Source organism: Streptomyces graminilatus (assembly GCF_001418565.1).
Classification (GTDB): Bacteria; Actinomycetota; Actinomycetes; order Streptomycetales; family Streptomycetaceae; genus Streptomyces; species Streptomyces graminilatus.
In genome coordinates this window covers 1-2,054 of record NZ_LIQQ01000743.1, presented here as the reverse complement: position 1 = coordinate 2,054, position 2,054 = coordinate 1, and the positions used below count along the sequence as shown (strand labels likewise).

2 protein-coding genes and 1 pseudogene are annotated in these 2,054 nt (G+C 69.8%); 1 reads left to right on the top strand and 2 read right to left on the bottom strand.

Annotation, left to right across the window (positions count from 1 at the left end):
- Window positions 1-199, bottom strand: a pseudogene (locus AOK08_RS40960) (inosamine-phosphate amidinotransferase 1); the annotation flags it as partial.
- Window positions 200-337: 138 nt separating this feature from the next.
- Entirely contained in the window at window positions 338-1,273 is a 936-nt protein-coding gene (locus tag AOK08_RS40955; RefSeq protein WP_241827319.1) for a phosphotransferase, read from the bottom strand.
- A gap of 95 nt (window positions 1,274-1,368) precedes the next feature.
- On the opposite strand from AOK08_RS40955, the gene AOK08_RS40950 reads away from it, so the two are divergent.
- A partial coding sequence (locus AOK08_RS40950; protein WP_055535543.1) for an inositol monophosphatase family protein occupies window positions 1,369-2,054 on the top strand: 686 nt, incomplete at its 3' end.

The window sequence follows — 2,054 nt, the reverse complement described above, 5'->3', positions numbered from 1 at the left end:
TGGCGCGGCGGAATCCGCCGCCGAGCGCCCGCGAGTGGGTCAACCGAAGCAGCAGTACGTCGATGCCGTTGTTCTCCAGGACCCGCATCAGATCTCCCTGCCGGCGGTCCACGACGACCAGCCCCGGGCGGACGACGAGCGGGTTCGCCCCGATCCACCCGAAGCGGTGCGCGCCGCCGCCGACGGATCCGGTGTCCACCGGTTCCGGGCACACGATGCGCCGCCGGGTGCGGAGAAGGGCGGGGATTCCGTGGGTGCCGACCCGGTCCGGATCGACGAGGACCAGCCCGGTCCAGTCCGGTCCAGTCCGGTCCCAGCCTGGTCCGGTCCGGTCCGGTCAGCCGGCCGGGAGGTAGCGCATGAGCCGTCCCCACATGGCGTGGTCGTCGGCGTCACCCGTGTGCGGTGCGGCGAACCGGGCGACGTACTCCGCGATCTCGGCGAGCTGCCAGCGCAGTTCGTAGAACCGGAGGAACTCCACCCTGCCGTCCGGGAGTACGCCGAACGCCCTGGCGACGGCCGCCCAGTCCCGCTCCGGAGGGGCCCACATCGTCCCGCCCCAGTCGAGGATGTCGACGCCCGTGTCGAACAGGACGTTGGCCGGGCTCGGATCGCCGTGGGTCATGGCGGGCTGTTCGCCCTCCCAGAGCTCGACGCAGCGAGCGGCCACCTGGGCCGCTTCCCGGCGCAGTACGGCCAGCTGACCCCGGCGCCGGCCCATGAGTCCGGTGAGCCGGCGGCCGTAGGGGCCGAGGCTGTCCGTGTCCCCGTCCACCGCGATCTGCAGGGCCTTCTCCAGATCGGCGTCGAAGGGGAAGCGGAAGTCCTCGACGGGGAGGTCGGCGGCCAGCTCGGCCGGGGAGGAGAAGCGGTGCACCTCTCTCAACTGGCGGACGAGTACATCGAGTTGAGCGGGGGTGGGGGACGTGTCCGGGGTGGCGGCGGCACGCTCGACGTACGGGAAGACCACGACCGGCAGTCCCGACACCTCGTGGACCACTGCGCCGTCACGGCCGGAGAGCGGGGCGAGGACGAATTCCTTGCCGGCCGCGCTCATCAGCAGGGCCGCTTCATAGGCGCCGGGGAAATGGCCGTCGAGATCACGGCGCACACTGATCCATAAAGGGCCGTAGCGATAGGACCAACTGTCCTCGCCGAGCGGAAGAAACGTGAGTTCCTCCGCATTTCCGTCGGCAGGCACGACGTCCTGGAATTTATCCGCAATCAGCCGAAGGAGACTCTGGCGTTCCACGAGCTTGTTTTCCAAGAGCATGCCAAAGGCTAACATCGCGGCGCTGGCGTTCAACTTGTCCGGAGAACAAGGCCTGTTGCCCAGTCGGCGACCGGCCGGAAAGGCTGGGTGCGTCCATGGAAACCGATGCCGACCTGCTTCTCGCCCACCAGTTGGTGGATCTGGCCGACGAGATATCCCTGCGCCATTTCGGGGGTGAAACCCGGTCGCACCGCAAAGCGGACGGAAGTCCGGTGAGTGAGGCGGATCTCGCGGTGGAGAAGGCCATGCTCGCGGTACTCGCCGCGGAGCGCCCGAAGGACGCGGTACTGAGTGAGGAGAGCGGGGCGCTTTCGACGTCCGCCCGCCGCTGGATCATCGACCCGATCGACGGCACGATTCCGTTCCTGGCGGGGCGGCGTGACTGGGGCACACATGTGGCCCTGGAGATCGACGGGGAGCTACGGATCGGAATCCTGAGCCGCCCGACCGAGGGCAAGCGCTGGTGGGCCCGAGCGGGCAGCGGCGCCTTCGCCGCCTACTCCGCCACCGGCTCCGCCACCGCCACCGGCTCCGGCTCCGGCTCCGGCTCCGGCTCCGGCTCCGGCTCCGGGCAACGCCTGTCGACCGCACGCCGGTTGAGCATCCCGCCCTCCACTGTCCCGCTCGACCAGGCGCGTGTGGGCGGCTTCCTCTTTCCCGGTTCCCCCCTGGAGGCGGTGCGGGACCGGATGCTCTGGGTGGACTCGTCGGTGTGTCTGGTCGCCGATCTCCTGGAGGGACGTGTGGCGGGGATCGTCGACGAGGGAGGCCATGTCTGGGA